At 74.6% G+C, this 14,539-nt stretch carries 15 protein-coding genes; 5 read left to right on the top strand and 10 right to left on the bottom strand.

Annotation, left to right across the window (positions count from 1 at the left end):
- Window positions 1-13: 13 nt before the first annotated feature.
- Window positions 14-655: an ankyrin repeat domain-containing protein gene (locus tag ACF1ED_RS09440; RefSeq protein ID WP_391758257.1), complete on the top strand. Its 642-nt coding sequence runs from the start codon at window positions 14-16 to the stop codon at window positions 653-655.
- Here ACF1ED_RS09440 and ACF1ED_RS09435 read toward each other — a convergent pair.
- Window positions 629-1,729: an Lrp/AsnC family transcriptional regulator gene (locus ACF1ED_RS09435; RefSeq protein ID WP_391758749.1), complete on the bottom strand. Its 1,101-nt coding sequence runs from the start codon at window positions 1,727-1,729 to the stop codon at window positions 629-631. The genes ACF1ED_RS09440 and ACF1ED_RS09435 overlap by 27 nt on opposite strands.
- Window positions 1,730-1,847: 118 nt before the next feature.
- Between ACF1ED_RS09435 and ACF1ED_RS09430 the strand changes: the two genes are divergently transcribed.
- From ACF1ED_RS09430 to ACF1ED_RS09415, 4 genes are all read left to right on the top strand, one after another.
- Window positions 1,848-3,056 carry a M20 family metallopeptidase gene (locus ACF1ED_RS09430; protein ID WP_391758255.1) on the top strand — a complete coding sequence of 403 codons (1,209 nt, stop codon included), beginning with the start codon at window positions 1,848-1,850 and terminating at the stop codon, window positions 3,054-3,056.
- Window positions 3,053-4,498 (top strand): MFS transporter, encoded by a 1,446-nt coding sequence (locus ACF1ED_RS09425; RefSeq protein ID WP_391758253.1) that lies wholly within the window; start codon window positions 3,053-3,055, stop codon window positions 4,496-4,498. The genes ACF1ED_RS09430 and ACF1ED_RS09425 overlap by 4 nt, the downstream gene beginning before the upstream one ends.
- A 218-nt stretch (window positions 4,499-4,716) precedes the next feature.
- Window positions 4,717-5,484, top strand: coding sequence for an aspartate/glutamate racemase family protein (locus tag ACF1ED_RS09420; RefSeq protein WP_391758251.1), 768 nt, complete (start codon window positions 4,717-4,719; stop codon window positions 5,482-5,484).
- 65 nt (window positions 5,485-5,549) lie between these two features.
- Window positions 5,550-5,873 (top strand): SH3 domain-containing protein, encoded by a 324-nt coding sequence (locus tag ACF1ED_RS09415; protein ID WP_391758249.1) that lies wholly within the window; start codon window positions 5,550-5,552, stop codon window positions 5,871-5,873.
- Window positions 5,874-5,888: 15 nt separating this feature from the next.
- Here the strand turns inward: ACF1ED_RS09415 and ACF1ED_RS09410 are convergent, their stop codons facing one another.
- From ACF1ED_RS09410 to ACF1ED_RS09370, 9 genes are all read right to left on the bottom strand, one after another.
- Window positions 5,889-6,287 carry a VOC family protein gene (locus ACF1ED_RS09410; protein ID WP_391758247.1) on the bottom strand — a complete coding sequence of 133 codons (399 nt, stop codon included), beginning with the start codon at window positions 6,285-6,287 and terminating at the stop codon, window positions 5,889-5,891.
- 49 nt (window positions 6,288-6,336) lie between these two features.
- Window positions 6,337-7,365 carry an aldo/keto reductase gene (locus ACF1ED_RS09405; RefSeq protein WP_391758245.1) on the bottom strand — a complete coding sequence of 343 codons (1,029 nt, stop codon included), beginning with the start codon at window positions 7,363-7,365 and terminating at the stop codon, window positions 6,337-6,339.
- The gene (locus tag ACF1ED_RS09400) at window positions 7,362-8,336 is read right to left on the bottom strand and encodes a Gfo/Idh/MocA family oxidoreductase (protein ID WP_391758243.1); all 975 of its coding nucleotides are present in this window, start codon (window positions 8,334-8,336) and stop codon (window positions 7,362-7,364) included. Before ACF1ED_RS09400 ends, ACF1ED_RS09405 begins: the two co-directional genes overlap by 4 nt.
- A 1-nt stretch (window position 8,337) precedes the next feature.
- Entirely contained in the window at window positions 8,338-9,645 is a 1,308-nt protein-coding gene (gene ligA / locus ACF1ED_RS09395; protein WP_391758241.1) for a protocatechuate 4,5-dioxygenase subunit alpha, read from the bottom strand.
- 24 nt (window positions 9,646-9,669) lie between these two features.
- Window positions 9,670-10,587, bottom strand: coding sequence for an amidohydrolase family protein (locus ACF1ED_RS09390; protein ID WP_391758239.1), 918 nt, complete (start codon window positions 10,585-10,587; stop codon window positions 9,670-9,672).
- Between the two features lie 2 nt (window positions 10,588-10,589).
- Window positions 10,590-11,279: a 4-carboxy-4-hydroxy-2-oxoadipate aldolase/oxaloacetate decarboxylase gene (ligK, locus tag ACF1ED_RS09385; RefSeq protein WP_391758237.1), complete on the bottom strand. Its 690-nt coding sequence runs from the start codon at window positions 11,277-11,279 to the stop codon at window positions 10,590-10,592.
- A 25-nt stretch (window positions 11,280-11,304) separates the two neighbouring features.
- A complete protein-coding gene (locus ACF1ED_RS09380; RefSeq protein WP_391758235.1) occupies window positions 11,305-12,330 on the bottom strand; it encodes an amidohydrolase family protein in 1,026 nt (341 codons plus the stop codon).
- A 54-nt stretch (window positions 12,331-12,384) separates the two neighbouring features.
- Window positions 12,385-13,593: a 4-hydroxybenzoate 3-monooxygenase gene (locus ACF1ED_RS09375; protein ID WP_391758233.1), complete on the bottom strand. Its 1,209-nt coding sequence runs from the start codon at window positions 13,591-13,593 to the stop codon at window positions 12,385-12,387.
- Window positions 13,594-13,697: 104 nt separating this feature from the next.
- Window positions 13,698-14,465: an IclR family transcriptional regulator gene (locus ACF1ED_RS09370; RefSeq protein WP_391758231.1), complete on the bottom strand. Its 768-nt coding sequence runs from the start codon at window positions 14,463-14,465 to the stop codon at window positions 13,698-13,700.
- Window positions 14,466-14,539 lie beyond the last annotated feature (74 nt).

Below are 14,539 nucleotides of genomic sequence, written 5' to 3'. Positions count from 1 at the left end.
GATGATCATCCGCATGGACGGGCGAGGAGAACGCACGGAGCACGCCGACCGGCTGGTCGAAGCCGTGATGGCCGGGGACGCTGCCGAGACGGAACGGCTGCTGCGCGGGGGCGTCGCACCCGACGCCCCCGGCGGCGACGGGCGCACGGCCCTCGACCGCGCCGTGCGCGCGGGCGACCCCGGGATCGTCGGCCTGCTGCTCCGGGCCGGCGCCGACCCGGGCCGGCCGGGCGGCGAGTACGACGGCGACCAGACCCCGCTCACCACGGCCGTGGGCTGGGGGCACACCGACGTCGTCCGGCTGCTGCTCGCCGCCGGCGCCCCCACCGGCCCCCAGACCAGGTTCGGCTGGGTGCCCCTCGTCCACGCCGCCACCGCCACCCACGGGGACCCGCTCGCCCTGATCGACCTGCTCCTGGAGCACGGCGCCGACATCGAGGAACGGCAGAAGGACATGACCCCGCTCGAATGGGCGGCCGGCATGCCCCGCGCCGACGTCGTCCACCACCTCCTCGCCCGGGGCGCCGCCCCCACGCTCCCGGCCCGCGACCGCGCCGTGTCCTGGGGCGCCCGTCGGAACCCGGAGAAGGCGGCCGTCTTCAAGGAGATCGTCGCCGCCCTCGACGCCTCAGCCGCCGCCCGCCGGACCCGCTGACGGAGCGGCGGGACGCGGCGTACGGAGCCGGTCCAGGAGCGCCGCCTCGGCCGCCGCCGAGCGCGCGTCGCTCCACTGCCCCAGCGGCACCGCCCGCAGGTGCCGGCCCCGGGGATCGAGCAGATGGCCGCCCAGCTTCATCGGCCACAGCGTCAGCGCCCGGTCCGCGACCGCCAGTTCGGGGAAGCGCTCGGTCAGCCGCGACTCGAAGGGGGCGATGTCGTCCACCGACCGGAGCCAGGCCGCCAGCAGCAGGTTGTACGGCCCCGACAGCGAGGCGCAGAGCCGGATCTCGCGCAGCGCGCTGATCCGCTCCGCCAGCCGGGGCGCCCGGCTCTGCGGCACCGCCGCCCACAGCGACACCGACACCGGCCAGCCCGACAGCGCCCGCGCCACCTCGCAGCGGTACACCAGCGCGTGCTCGGCCTCCAGCCGGTCGAGCCGCCGCCGCACCGTCGTCGGACTGAGCCCGGTCCGCTCCGCGAGCCGGGCCGCCGGCTGCCGGGGGTCCTCGCTCAGCACCCGCACCAGCTCCAGGTCACGCCCTTCGAGCAGCCGCCCGCCGGCCGGCCGGTCCGGCGCCGGCCGGTCCGGGCCCGCGAGCCGGCGCCGCTGCTCCTCGGTCAGCCGGTCGAGCCGCCAGCGGCTCCCCTCCGCGTGCAGGGTCGTGGCCACCTGGGTGCGCGACGCGGCGACCCCGCCGAGCGCGCCCAGCCGGAACCCCACGTACCGGGCCAGCTCGGCCTGGTCCGCGAAGACCGCGGTGACCAGCAGGTCCCGGCCGCCGCTGACGTGCTCCAGGTTGAACACGTGCGGATCCTCGGCGATCTCCGCCGCCACCTCGTGCAGCCGGCCCGCCACGCAGTCCACCTCGACGAAGGCGACCACGGCGGGCGCCCGCGCCCGCACCGCCGGGTGGACGCTGATCCACGCGTGCCCCGCCCGGGTCAGCCGCGTCCAGCGGCGCGCGACCGTCGACGCGTCCAGCCCCAGGGCCTCGCCGACGGTCTGCCAGTCGGCGCGGGGCGCCACCTGGAGGGCGGTCACCAGCAGATAGTCCAGCTCGTCCAGCAAGCCCACCACCCCGTTCCCGAAACGGATCGAACGGCTCATTCGCGCAAACGATCACCCATGAGCGGCGGATCCCCGCAAGCGGACGGCGTTCACCGGGCGGATCGGCACTATACCGGCCATGTTCACGCACAGCGACGCCCTTGCCCACGCCGACACCCTCATCCCCCTGCGGCACGAGCTCCACCGCGCGCCCGAACTCGGCCTCGACCTGCCGCTCACCCAGCGCAGGGTCCTCGACGCCCTCGCCGGACTCCCCCTGGAGATCACCCTCGGCGAGCGGCTCAGCTCCGTCACCGCGGTCCTGCGCGGCGGCCGCCCCGGCCCCGCCGTCCTGCTCCGCGGCGACATGGACGCCCTCCCCGTCCAGGAGGACACCGGCGTCCCCTACGCCTCCGAGGTCCCCGGCCGGATGCACGCCTGCGGCCACGACCTCCACACCGCCGGACTCGTCGGCGCCGCCCGGCTGCTCGCCGCCCGCCGCGACGAACTCCCCGGCGACGTCGTCCTGATGTTCCAGCCCGGCGAGGAGGGCATGGGGGGCGCCGGACTCATGATCGAGGAGGGCGTCCTCGACGCGGCCGGCAGCCGCGTCGTCGCCGCCTACGCCCTCCACGTCGCCTCGACCATGCTCCCCACCGGCTACGCGGCCGTCCGCCCCGGCCCCATGCTGGCCGCCTCCGACTCGGTCACCGTCACCGTCCGCGGCGCCGGCGGCCACGGCTCCTCGCCGCACTCCGCCAAGGACCCCGTGCCCGCCGTCTGCGAGATCGTCACCGCCCTCCAGACGATGGTCACCCGCACCGTCGACGTCTTCGACCCGGCCGTCGTCACCGTCGGCTCCCTGCACGCGGGTTCCGCCGGAAACGTCATCCCGCAGACCGCCGTCCTGGAGGCGACCGTCCGCTCCTTCTCCACCGCCACCCAGGCCGCCGTCAGGGCCGGCGTCGAGCGCACGGTCCGCGGCATCGCCGCCGCCCACGGCGTCGAGGCCGACCTCGACTACCGGGAGAACTACCCCGTCACCGAGAACGACCCCGCCGAAGCCGCCTTCGCGCTGCGCACCGCCCGCGGACTCCTCGGCGCCGACCGCGCCTTCGAGGCGCCGCGCCCGCTCACCGGCTCCGAGGACTTCTCCCTCGTCCTGCGCGAGGTCCCCGGCGCCTACCTCGGCATCGGCGCCTGCCCGCCCGACCGCGACCCGGCCACCGCCCCCATGAACCACTCGCCGCAGGCCGTCTTCGACGACCACGCCGTCCTCGACGCCGCCGTCCTGCTCGCCGAACTCGCCGCCCGCCGCCTCCAGGAAGCCGCAGAGGACCCCGCATGAGCACCACCGGCCACCCCGGCCCCTCCGGAACCGACGCCCCCGCAGCCGCCTCCCGGGAGGCCGCCTCCGTCCGGGCCGTCGTCGGACTCCTCGTCCTCTTCGAGCTGACCAGCGGCTTCCTCCAGGGCGGCATCGCCCCCCTGCTGCCGGAGATCGGGCGCGAACTGGACGTCCCCGACGCCGACCTCACCTGGGTGGTCTCCGCCCAGCTCCTCGCCGCCGCCGTCAGCGTCCCCGTCCTCGGCCGCCTCGGAGACCTCCACGGCCACCGCCGGGTCCTGCGCTGGGCCCTCGTGTCGATCGCCGTCGGCAGCCTCCTCGTCGCCCTCGCGCCGAACCTGCAGGTGCTGCTCGCCGGCCGCGTCCTCACCGGCCCGCTGGCCGCCCTGCTGCCGCTGGAGATCGCCCTCGTGCGCGACCGGCTCCCGCTCGGCCCGGCCCGCTCGGCCATCGCCCGCCTGGTCGGAGCCCTCGCCCTCGGCACCCTCCTCGGCGGCGTCCTCACCGGCGCCGTCCACGCGCTCACCGACGACGTCCGCCTCACCCTCCTCGTCCCGGCCGTCCTCGCCGCCGCCTGCGTCCCCGTCTCCTTCCTCGCCATCCCCGAGTCCCGGCGCCTCGCCCGGGGCCGCCTCGACTGGCCCGGCGCCACCCTGCTCGGCACCGCCGTGCTGCTGCTCCTCTCCGGCGTCGCGGCGGCCAAGGACGACGGGCCCGGCCCCGCCGCCCTGACCCAGCTCGGCCTCGCCGTGCTCCTCGGCGCCGTCTGGGTCCGCGTCGAACTGCGCACCCCCGAACCGCTCGTGGACGTCCGGGCGCTGGCCGACCGCCGGGTGGCCCCCTTCTTCCTCTGCGCCTTCGTCTTCGGCGTCGTCTACTTCGGCGGCCAGGCGCCCGACGCCACCTTCCTCGCCGCCGACCCCGACACCACCGGCTACGGCTTCGGCCTCTCCGCCCTGTCGATCTCCCTCGTGGCGCTGCCGGCGGCGGCGACCGCCGTCATCACCGCGTCCCTGACCGCGCGCATCGCCGGACGCGTCGGCTACGTCCCCGCCCTCGCCGCCTCCTTCGCCCTCGTCGCGGCGAGCTTCCTGACGACGGCCGCCCTGCACACGGCGCTCTGGCAGCTCGTCGCCGCGAAGGTCCTCGCGGGCCTCGGCCTGGGCACCGCCCTCGGCGCGATGCCCACCGTGATCGCGGAGGCGGGCGACCCGTCCCGCACGGGCGTCACCACCGCCCTCTACAACAACGTCAAGACGCTCGGCGGGGCCGTCGCCGGAGGCGTCATCGCCGGGATCCTCACCGCCTCCGCCCCGCACACCACCACCCCGTCGGAACCGGCGTACGTCACGGTCTGGCTGCTGTGCGCGGCGCTCTCCGCCGCGGCCGCCGCCCTGACCCTCGCCGCCCGCCGGGCCGGGGCCGGCACCCCCCGGCCCTGACCGGGCCCGTACGGTCGGCCCGGCGGCTTCACGACGCGGGCGGACGGCCGGGACGGGGGGCAACCGATCGGTGGATACGCCCGCCGAGAAAGGCGCTTCCGGCTCTTGACGGGACCGCGGCAGCGAAACCAGACTTCCGCAGGGCGGAGCCGATCTTTCGCATCTCGAAGCCAGGTGCCCCTTCCGGGGTTCTGCGCCCGGCCAGGAAGGATCCCCTCATGGAAGCCCTCCCCAGCGGAACGGCCCCGGCGGACGCGAGCCCGCGCCACCGCCGGCCGGAGGACGGCCCCCACCGGACCGGGGCGACCGGAGCCCACCGACAGGTCGTCGCGATCGTCAACCCCAACACCGACCGGGCCACCACGGCGATGATGGCCGCCATCGCCCGCCGCACCCTGCGGCCCGGGGACGGGTACGACGTCCGGGGCGTCACCGTCGCCGCCGGTCCGCCGATGCTCGTCGACGAGGAGGTCCTGCGCGCCTCGGTCCGCCACGTCCTCGACGCGGCCGACCGCCTCCTCGCGGGCCCGGACGGCGACCGCGTGGCCGCGTTCGTCGTGAGCGCCTTCGGGGACCCCGGCGTCGAGGAGCTCCGCGCCCGCACCGCCGTCCCCGTCGTCGGCATCGCGGAGGCCGCCCTGCGCGAGGCGGGCGCGGAGGGCCGCCGCTTCGGCATCGCCACCACCACCCCCGGCCTCGCCGCCGCGATCGACGCCCGCGCGGCCCGCCTCGGCTGGTCCGCCCAGTACACCGGCATCCGCCTCACCCCCGGCGACCCCCGCCGGCTGGCCGCGTCCCCCGAGGAGATGACCGAACGCCTGGCGGAAGCGGTCGACCGGTGCGTGCGGGAGGACGGCGCCGAAGCGGTCGTCATCGGCGGCGGACCCCTCGGCGAAGCCGCCGAGGCACTCCGGCACCGCTTCCCGGTTCCGGTCGTCGGCCCGGTCCCGGCAGCGGGCAGGGAGGTCCTGCGGCTCCTGGCGTGAACCCGAAGGGGTGACAGACGCGCCGGGCCCGTGACACCCCCGGGGGTGCGGACGGTTGCCCGGGCATGCGAATGACGACGATGCTCGGGGTGGCGCTGACCGCCGTGTTCCTGGCGGCCGTGGCCCCGGCGCCCGCCGCGCCGGAGCGGCTCGAACCCTGCGGCTACGAGGCCGACGGCCCGGTGCACCTCCGTACCGGGCCGAGCCCGGACCGAAGACCCCTCGGCGTGGTCGGGCCCGGCGACGAGGTCACGGTGGAGCGGGAGTCGGGGGACTGGTACCGGATCAGCCTCGACGAACGCTCCCGCTCGGGACTGCGCGCCGGCACGGAGGGCTGGGCGGTGAAACGGCACTTCGAGGCACGGACCTGCGCGCGCCCGAGCGGCTGACCGGCCGCCGAGCGGCTAACCGGCCGTCGGGCCGCTGACGGCCGCCGCGCGGTCGGAGTCGCCGCGCAGGACGCAGAACTCGTTGCCCTCGGGGTCCGCCAGGACGGCCCAGCCCGCGCCGTCCGGCTCGCGCAGGTCGTTGACGAGGGTGGCCCCGAGGCCCAGCAGACGCCCGATCTCCGCGTCGCGCGAGGTCGTCGGGCGCAGGCACAGGTGGAGCCGGTTCTTGACGGTCTTCGGTTCCGGGACCTGGTTGAAGTACAGCACCGGGCCCTCCGGGAGCAGTACCTGCGTCTCCCGGGAGCCCGGTACGTCGTCCGGGTGCAGGGGGCCGCCCGTCACCGCGCTCCAGAACCGCGCCAGTCCATACGCGTCCGCACAGTCGACCGCCACGTTCTGCACCACCGAGTTCATGCGGATGATCATGCCCGAGCGCCGGTGGCCGCGCCACCGGCGCTCGGCGTCAGCCCGCCGCCCCGCACCGCTCGGTGTCGATCTCGGCGAGCGTCGCCTCGCCGTAGCGCGGCCCGTGCACGGTCGTCGCGTCGAGCACGCGGCCGGCCGCCTCCAGGACGTCGAGGGGGACGTCCAGGCCGAGCACCGACAGGTTCTCCCGCAGATGGACGGTGGACCGGGTGCCGGGCAGCGCCACGACGTGCGGGCCCCGCGACACGACCCACGCCAGCGCCAGCCGCGCGAGACCGAGGCCCGCCTCCCGCGCCAGCTTCGCCAGCTCGGCCCTGCGGGCCAGGTTGGCGGGGTAGTGGCGGGCGTCGAAGCGGGGCATGCCCCGGCGGATGTCGGTGGCCGGCAGCGCGTCCGGGTCCGGGGGAGCGGAGGTGAGGACGCCCCGGGCCAGCGGGCTGAACGCCACCAGGGCGACGCCGAGTTCACGGCTGGCCGCGAGCGTGCCCGCCTCGGGGTTGCGCGTCCAGAGGCTGTACTCGTTCTGCAGCGCGGCGATCGGGTGCACGGCGTGCGCCCGCCGCAGGGTCGCGGCGGACACCTCCGAGAGGCCGAGCGCGCGCACCTTGCCGGCCGCGACCAGCTCGGCCATCGCCCCGACGCTCTCCTCGACCGGCACCTTCCGGTCGAGCCGGTGCAGGTAGTACAGGTCGATGACGTCGGTGCGCAGCCGGGCCAGCGCCTCGTCGGCGGTGCGCCGGATCGTCTCCGGTCGCCCGTCGACGACCCGCCGGCCGCCGACCCCGGTCATCCCGCACTTGCTGGCCAGCACGATCCGGTCTCGGTGGGGGGCCAGCACCCGGCCGACCAGCTCCTCGTTGGCGCCGAAGCCGTACAGCGCGGCCGTGTCGAAGTGCGTGACGCCCTCGTCGACCGCCGTCAGGAGCAGCCTCTTCGCCGCCTCCGCCGTCGGCGGGACGCCGTACGCGTGGCTCAGGTTCATGCAGCCCAGGCCGATCGCCGGCACCTCGAAGGGCCCGACGCGGCGCGGGGCGGGCCCCGCGCCGGCGGGCGTCACCGCCGTCACGGGGCGGCGACCGCGTTCAGCTGCTCCTCCAGCGCGGCCAGCGTGCGGTAGCACGCCAGTACCTGCGCGACGGAGGAGTTCGGCTCGCGGCCCTCGCGGATCGCGGCGACGAACTCGCGGTCCTGGAGCTCGATGCCGTCCATCGACACGTCGACCCCGCTGACGTCGATCGGCTCGTCCTTGCCGGTGAACAGGTCGTCGTACCGGGCGAGGTAGGTGCCGGTGTCGCCGATGTAGCGGAAGAAGGTGCCCAGCGGGCCGTCGTTGTTGAACGACAGCGACAGCGTGCAGATGGCGCCGTTCGCCGCCCGCAGCTGGATCGACATGTCCATCGCGATGCCCAGCTCGGGGTGGAGGGGCCCCTGGATCGCGTTGGCCCGCACGATCGGCGAACCGGTCTGGTACGCGAACAGGTCGACGGTGTGCGCCGCGTGGTGCCACAGCAGGTGGTCGGTCCAGGAGCGCGGCTCCCCGAGCGCGTTGAGGTTCTTCCGGCGGAAGAAGTACGTCTGCACGTCCATCTGCTGGATGCCGAACTCGCCCGCGTCGATGCGCCGCTTCACCCACTGGTGGCTGGGGTTGAAGCGGCGGGTGTGGCCCACCATCGCGACCAGCCCGGTGCGCTCCTGCGCCGCGACGCACGCCTCGGCGTCGGCGAGCGAGTCGGCGAGCGGGATCTCGACCTGCACGTGCTTGCCGGCCTCCAGGCAGGCCAGCGTCTGGGAGGCGTGCAGCTGGGTGGGCGTGGCGAGGACGACGGCGTCGATGTCGTCCCTGGCCAGCACCTCGTCCAGGGAGGCGGCGGCGTGGCCGACGCCCTGCTCGGCGGCGAACTTCCGGGCGCGTTCGAGGCTGCTGCTCACGACGGCGGCCACCTCGACGCCCTCGATGCGGCGAAGGGCGGCCGCGTGCTTGGCGCCGAAGGCGCCGCCGCCGGCCAGGGCGATCCGGAGGGTCCGGTCGTCGGTCATGTCAGTTCTCTCCTTCGGCGGGCCCTCCGGCCCGGGGACGGTTCTCCAGGATCAGGTGTCCGACGGCGGTGTTGGACGCCGGGACGTGGTAGAAGCGGTGCTTGACCTCGACCTCGCCGCTGCCGTCGACGTCGCTCAGCGCGCCGCGCGCGATCAGCCACATGACCAGCTCGATGCCCTCGGAGCCGGCCTCCTCGACGTACTCCAGGTGGGGGACCCGGGCCAGTCCGGCCGGGTCCTCGACCAGCCGGTCCAGGAAGGCGTTGTCCCACTCCCGGTTGATCAGGCCGGCGCGCGGGCCCTGGAGCTGGTGGCTCATGCCGCCGGTGCCCCACACCTGCACCCTGAGCGGCCGGTCGTACGACTCGACGGCCTTGCGCAGCGCCCGGCCCAGCTCGAAGCAGCGGGCACCTGAGGGCACCGGGTACTGCACCACGTTGACGTGGAACGGGATGACCCTGCACGGCCACTTCTCCACGTCGCCGAACATCAGCGACAGCGGGACGGTCAGCCCGTGGTCGACGGCCATCTCGTTGGCGAGGGTGAGGTCGAAGTCGTCCCGGATGAGGGAGTGCGCGATGTGCGCGGCGAGGTCCGGGTCGCCCTCGACGTCCGGCACGGGCCGGGGGCCGTACCCCTCGTCGGCGACCGGGTAGGAGGCGCCGGTGCCGAGCACGAAGGTCGGCACCAGGGACTGGTCGAAGGCGCTGGCGTGGTCGTTGTAGACCAGGAAGACCACGTCCGGGACGTTCTCCCGCTCCCACGCCCTGGAGTACTCGTACCCCTCGAACACCGGCCGCCAGTACGGCTCTTCGGTCTTGCCGTGGTCGATCGCCGCGCCGATCGCGGGGACGTGCGAGGTGAAGACGGCGCCGGTGACCGAGGCGTGCTCGGCGGGCGCCGCCGGGGCGTGGGCGGCTTCGAGGACGGCGTGGTCGATGCGGTTGCCCTCGACGGAGCGGCCGCCGCCGACCATCATGGCGCGGTACTCCTCCTCGGTCATGCCGGTCATCGAGCCGGCCATCTGCTGGAACGAGAAGCCCAGTGTGGCGCCCCACTTGGCGAGGAAGTAGATGTTGCCGCCCTCGCGCATCGCGGCGTTGAGGTCACGGTCGAGCAGCGCCCGCTTCTGCTCCTCGCGCAGCGGCCACGCGTCCAGGTAGGCGCGCTCGTCGGCGAGGTAGGCCGCGCGGTTCTCCGCCGTCATCAGCGACATGCAGAACTGGTTGAGGTGGTAGCCCTTGGCGGACTGTTCGGAGTCGAAGATCGTCGTCCCCGGAACCAGCCGGTAGGTCTTGTCCAGCGCCATGCCGGTACTCCAATCGGGGGTGGGTCAGTCGGCGTCGGGCCAGTACAGGCGCGTCGGGTTGTCGACGAGGAGCTTGTGCTGGAGCTCCGGTGTCGGCGCGATGCGCGGGACGAAGTCGACGAGCAGCCCGTCGTCGGGCATGTGGTCGGTGAGGTTGGGGTGCGGCCAGTCCGTGCCCCACAGCACCCGGTCGGGGAACTCCTCGACCACGCGCCGGGCGAAGGGGACGACGTCGCGGTACGCCCGCCGCTCCCCGTCCAGGGCCGGCGGTCCGCTCACGGTCAGCCGCTCCGGGCACGTCACCTTGCACCAGATGTCGGGCCGGGCCCGCAGGAAGTCCAGGAAGGCCCCGAACTCGGGCCCGTCCGGGTCCTCGGCGGTGTCCGGGCGGCCCATGTGGTCGATGACCAGCGGCACCGGGATCGACAGGAGGAAGTCCCGCAGGCCGGGCAGGTCGGCCGCCTCGAAGTAGACGACGACGTGCCAGCCGTACGGCGCGACCTTCTCGACGACGTCCAGGAGGTCCTGCTCCGGGGCCGCGTCCACCAGCCGCTTCACGAAGTTGAACCGCACCCCGCGCACGCCCGCCTCGTGCAGCTCGCGCACCTCGGCGTCCGTCACGTCGCGCCGCAGCGTGGCCACGCCCCTGGCCAGCCCGCCGGAGGCCCGCAGGGCGTCCACCAGGGCGCGGTTGTCGGAGCCGTGGCAGGTGGCCTGCACCACGACGTTGCGGGTGAGGCCGAGGTGGTCGCGGAGCGCGAACAGCTGCTCCTTGGAGGCGTCGCAGGGCGTGTACTTGCGCTCGGGGGCGTACGGGAACTCCTCGCCCGGCCCGAAGACGTGACAGTGCGCGTCGACGGCGCCCTCGGGGAGCCGGAACTCCGGACGGCTCGGACCGGCGTACCAGTCCAGCCAGCCGGGGGTCTTCTCGAAACCGGTCATCGTCAGTCCTCGTACCGCAGTCCGAGCCCGGCCAGCGGGCCGCGCATGCCGTACAGGTCCAGACCGAGCTCGCCCGCGCGGAACCGCGCGCGCTTGCCCTCCTCGTTCGCCTCGCGGGCGGCCGACGCGGCGGCCACCTCGGCGGCCCGCTCGCGCGGCACCACGACGACGCCGTCGGCGTCCGCGACGATCGCGTCACCGGGCCGCACGAGGGCGTTTGCGCAGACCACGGGCACGTTGACCGAGCCGAGGGTGGCCTTCACCGTGCCCTTGGCGTTGATCGCGCGGGAGAAGACGGGGAAGTCCATCCCCTCCAGGTCGGCGACGTCGCGGACACCGCCGTCGATGACCAGGCCGGCGCAGCCCCGGGCGCGGAAGGAGGTGGCGAGCAGCTCGCCGAAGAAGCCGTCCTCGCTCTCGGTCGCGCAGGCGGCGACGACGACGTCCCCGTCCCGGATCTGCTCGGCGGCGACGTGCAGCATCCAGTTGTCGCCGGGCTGGAGGAGCACGGTCACGGCCGTGCCGCACATCCGGGCCTTCGGGTAGACCGGGCGCAGGTAGGGGCGCATCAGCCCGACCCGGCCCATGGCCTCGTGGATCGTCGCGACGCCGTACTTCGCCAGCTCGGCGACGGCCTCGGGGTCGGCCCGGTCGATCTTCGTGTGGACGACGCCGATCTCGGTGTGTTCCATGCGTGCTTCTCCTGGAAGGCGGGGGTCAGCGGCCGGCCGCGGCGAGGCGGGCGGCGAGGCGGGGGTAGACGCGCAGGGCGTTGCCGGAGTAGACGGCGGCGCGTTCCTCGTCCGACAGGTGCGGGGTGGCGTCCACGTACCGCTTGGTGTCGTCGAAGTGGTGACCGGTGCGCGGGTCGACGTCGCGGACCGCGCCGATCATCTCGCTCGCGAAGAGGACGGACCGGCTGGGGACCACCCGGGTCAGGAGGTCGATGCCGGGCTGGTGGTAGACGCAGGTGTCGAAGAAGACGTTGTCGAGCAGCGCCTCCGGGTCCGGCCCGCCCAGGGCCATCGCGAGGCCCCGGAACCGTCCCCAGTGGTACGGGGCGGCGCCGCCGCCGTGCGGGATCACGAACCGCAGCGTCGGGAAGTCGGCGAAGAGGTCGCCCTGGAGCAGCTGCATGAAGGCCGTGGTGTCGGCGTTCAGGTAGTGCGCGCCGGTGGTGTGGAAGGCCGGGTTGCAGGACGTGGAGACGTGGATCATCGCGGGGACGTCGTACGCGACCATCGCCTCGTACAGCGGGTACCAGCTCCGGTCCGTCAGCGGCGGAGCGGTCCAGTGGCCGCCCGACGGGTCGGGGTTGAGGTTCACCGTGACCGCGCCCAGCTCCTCGACGGCCCGGGTCAGTTCGGGCAGGCAGGTGGCGGGGTCGACGCCCGGCGACTGCGGCAGCATCGCGCCCGTGGCGAACCGGTCCGGGTAGAGCGTACTGACCCGGTGGACCAGGTCGTTGCAGATCCGGGCCCACACCGAGGAGACGGCGAAGTCGCCGACGTGGTGGGCCATGAAGCTGGCGCGCGGCGAGAAGACCGTGAGGTCGCTGCCGCGCTCGTCCATCAGCCGCAGCTGGTTGCCCTCGATCGCCGCGCGCAGGTCGTCGTCGGTGATGACCAGCTCGGCGGGGTCCGGGACGGGGCCGCGGCCCTCGACGGCGGCGATCTGCCGCTCGCGCCACGCGGCGAGCTGCGGCGGGGCGGTGGTGAAGTGACCGTGACAGTCGATGATCATGGGGAAGCCTCGTGTTGCGTCGTGTGCGGCGGGGTCGGCGGAGTCGGCGCGGGGTCAGTGGTCCCGGGCGGGCCAGCCGGTGTACTGCTCGGCCAGGTAGGCGCGTCCGGCGCGCGTCCCCACCACGTTCTCCAGCTCGCCGAGCTGACGCCGCAGGTCGAACGCGGAGGCCCCGGGCGAGGTGTGGAGCAGCCGGGTCATCCAGTACGAGAAGTTCTGCGCCCGCCAGACCCGTTGGAGGGCCCGCGGCTGGTACTCGTCCAGGGCGCGCCCGCCCTCGCCGCCGAGGGCCCGCGTCAGCACGTCGGCGAGCACCTTCACGTCGTGCAGCGCCAGGTTGAGGCCGCGGGCGCCCGTGGGCGGGACCGTGTGCGCGGCGTCGCCGGCCAGCAGCAGCGAACCCCAGCGCATCGGCTCCTGCACGAAGGAGCGGAACCGCAGCACCGTCTTGTCGATGACGGGCCCCTCCTTCAGCCGGAAGCCGTCCTCCCCGGCGACCCGCGCCTGGAGCGTCTCCCAGATCCGGTCGTCGGACCAGGCGTCGACGGACTCGTCCGGGGCGCACTGGAAGTACATCCGCTGCACGGACTCGGTGCGCCGGCTGATCAGCGCGAAACCGTGCTCGGAGTGGGCGTAGACCAGCTCGGGCGCGCTCGTCGGCGCCTCGGCGAGGATGCCGAACCAGGCGAAGGGGTAGTCCTTGACGTACCGCGTCCGCCGGTCCTCCGGCACCAGGTCGCGGCACATGCCGCGCGAGCCGTCCGCGCCGACGACGTACCGCGCCCGGATCTCGTGGCGGGCCCCGTCGGGCGTCGTCCAGCGCACCCGCGGGGCGTCGGTCGTGACGTCGAGGACCTCGGTGTCGCGGACCCCGAAGTGGACCGTGCCGCCGTCGCGTTCGCGGGCGTTCGCCAGGTCGGTGAAGACGTCGGTCTGGGGGTAGAGCCAGGTGGACGCGCCGACGAGCTCCTTGAAGTCGATGTGGTGCGCCCGTCCGGCCGTCCGGATCTCGATGCCCTCGTGCTCGCACCCCTCCCGCAGGATCCGGTCCGAGACCCCGGTCTCGACCAGGTCCCGGGCCGCGTCGGCCTCCAGGATCCCGGCCCGCTGGGTGGTCTCGATCTCGTGGCGCGTGCGGGTGTCGACGGCGATCGCCTCGATCCCGGCGCGGCCGAGCAGGTGCGCCAGCATGAGGCCCGCGGGCCCCGCGCCGACCACCGCGACCGGGACCGGGACGACGGAGTCGACGGGGACGTCGGCCATGGCATCTCCCAAGCAGCTGTGAACGTTTCGAACGGCTCGAACGCTGTCAGCCTGCCCAGCCCCCGGTCTGCGGCGTTTCCGTCAGGCGGAAGCCGGTCCGGAACTCATTCCGCCGTCCGCGCGCGCCTGCCGAGTTCGTCGGAGATGCCGTACGCGGCCCGCAGCAGCGGCTCGCGCAGCGTGTGCGCCCTGCCCGCGCCCTCCGCCGTGAACACGATCCCCAGCGCGGCGCTCACCGGCCCCGCCCGCCCGATCCGCACCGGTGTGGCCACCGCCACCGTGTTCTCCGACAACTGCCGGTCGCTGACGAAGACCCGCTCGCGCCGGATCCGGTCCAGCTGCGTCCGCAGCGTCCTCGGATCGGTGACGGTGTGCCGGGTCCACGCCCGCTGCGGAGAGTCGAGGACCTCCTCCTGGATGTCCCTCGGCGCGTGCGCCAGGAGCACCCGCCCCATCCCCGTCGACCCCACCGGGAAGCGCGACCCGACCCCCGTCAGCAGCTCCACCGACCGGTGCCCGGCGATCCGCTCCACGAACACCAGCTCGGTGCCCTCGCGCACCGCCAGCTGCACGTTCTCGTGGGTCGCCTCGTACAGGTCCTGCATGAACGGCAGCGCCACGTCCCGCAGGATCTGCGTCCTCGGGCACCCCGAGGCGATCTCCCAGAGCCGCAGCCCCACGTGCCACGACCCGTCCTCGCCCCGCTCCAGCGCCCCCCAGTCCGCCAGCTCCCGCACCACCCGGTGGGCGGTGCTCAGGGCCAGGCCGGTGCGCTGGGCGATCTCCGATAGTGTCTGCGCGGGGTGCTCGCGGTCGAAGGCCGCGAGGACCTCCAGCACCTTTCCTGCCGCCGTGCTCCGGGTCGTGCTCACGCCGCCAGTCTCGCAGACCCGCGTCGAGCCACCGGGCCGAGCGTGCCGAACCCCTCCCTCCCGCATCCCACACC

Origin of the sequence: Streptomyces sp. NPDC014656, assembly GCF_043084305.1 — a bacterium.
GTDB lineage: Bacteria > Actinomycetota > Actinomycetes > Streptomycetales > Streptomycetaceae > Streptomyces.
The sequence above is the reverse complement of the archived record's forward strand: the minus strand, read 5'-3'. Positions and strand labels throughout refer to the sequence as shown.

Excerpts from the sequence above, each read along its gene's own strand:
- ACF1ED_RS09390 (WP_391758239.1), bottom strand. The coding sequence starts at position 10,587 with ATGACCGGTTTCGAGAAGACCCCCGGCTGGCTGGACTGGTACGCCGGT.
- ACF1ED_RS09415 (WP_391758249.1), top strand. The coding sequence starts at position 5,550 with ATGCGAATGACGACGATGCTCGGGGTGGCGCTGACCGCCGTGTTCCTG.
- ACF1ED_RS09400 (WP_391758243.1), bottom strand. The coding sequence starts at position 8,336 with ATGACCGACGACCGGACCCTCCGGATCGCCCTGGCCGGCGGCGGCGCC.
- ligA (WP_391758241.1), bottom strand. The coding sequence starts at position 9,645 with ATGGCGCTGGACAAGACCTACCGGCTGGTTCCGGGGACGACGATCTTC.
- ACF1ED_RS09440 (WP_391758257.1), top strand. The coding sequence starts at position 14 with ATGGACGGGCGAGGAGAACGCACGGAGCACGCCGACCGGCTGGTCGAA.
- ACF1ED_RS09410 (WP_391758247.1), bottom strand. The coding sequence starts at position 6,287 with ATGAACTCGGTGGTGCAGAACGTGGCGGTCGACTGTGCGGACGCGTAT.
- ACF1ED_RS09375 (WP_391758233.1), bottom strand. The coding sequence starts at position 13,593 with ATGGCCGACGTCCCCGTCGACTCCGTCGTCCCGGTCCCGGTCGCGGTG.
- ACF1ED_RS09420 (WP_391758251.1), top strand. The coding sequence starts at position 4,717 with ATGGAAGCCCTCCCCAGCGGAACGGCCCCGGCGGACGCGAGCCCGCGC.
- ACF1ED_RS09425 (WP_391758253.1), top strand. The coding sequence starts at position 3,053 with ATGAGCACCACCGGCCACCCCGGCCCCTCCGGAACCGACGCCCCCGCA.
- ligK (WP_391758237.1), bottom strand. The coding sequence starts at position 11,279 with ATGGAACACACCGAGATCGGCGTCGTCCACACGAAGATCGACCGGGCC.
- ACF1ED_RS09380 (WP_391758235.1), bottom strand. The coding sequence starts at position 12,330 with ATGATCATCGACTGTCACGGTCACTTCACCACCGCCCCGCCGCAGCTC.
- ACF1ED_RS09430 (WP_391758255.1), top strand. The coding sequence starts at position 1,848 with ATGTTCACGCACAGCGACGCCCTTGCCCACGCCGACACCCTCATCCCC.